Here is a 597-nt window from a genome sequence, read left to right on the forward strand (position 1 = left end):
CCGCTTTAGCGGTCGGAGTCGGGTAGTTTACGCATCTTGCTAGTCTGGCTTCAGGTTTGGCTGCACCTCAAGGGCTTAGGTCTATCTTGTCTGGGTTTGGGGAGTTTTGGGCATGATGAAATTCGCGTTGCTGATGGGTCTGGGACTCAGCCTGGGATCCCTGCCGGTTTGGGCACAGGGAGCAACCCCGCTGCCTAGCCCTGCTGCCACTGCTTCTCCAACTTCGGGGGAGGCTCCGGCCACAGCAACTCCTAGCCCTCTGGCATCTCCGACTCTAACCCCAGAGCAAGTCACCGATGCCCAGGTGGAACAGTTGGTGCGGATTTTGTTGGAGTTGGATCCCCTGATTCGGGAAGCGAGCGCCCAACTGCGGGAAACCCAGAACGAGGAAGAGTACGAGCAAATTATGCGGCGCACAGAAACCCAAGCCAGCCGCATTGTCGAGGAGCAAGGGCTGACAGTGCTTCAATACCGCGAATTGATGACCTTGGCGAACGAAAATCCTGTTCTCAACCAGCGGGTTCGGGCCCGCTTGCAAGAAGTTTTGCAGGAAGGGGAAGCTTCCAACTGATACATTTACGCTGAACACTGCTGAAC

General features: G+C 56.4%; 1 protein-coding gene. It reads left to right on the plus strand.

Annotated elements, in window-relative coordinates:
- Positions 1-112 precede the first annotated feature (112 nt).
- Positions 113-571 (plus strand): DUF4168 domain-containing protein, encoded by a 459-nt coding sequence (locus NW856_RS14315; protein ID WP_414400776.1) that lies wholly within the window; start codon positions 113-115, stop codon positions 569-571.
- The last annotated feature ends 26 nt before the right edge of the window (positions 572-597 follow it).

This window comes from Synechococcus sp. R3-13, assembly GCF_047462195.1.
In the GTDB taxonomy this organism is placed as follows: domain Bacteria; phylum Cyanobacteriota; class Cyanobacteriia; order Thermostichales; family Thermostichaceae; genus Thermostichus.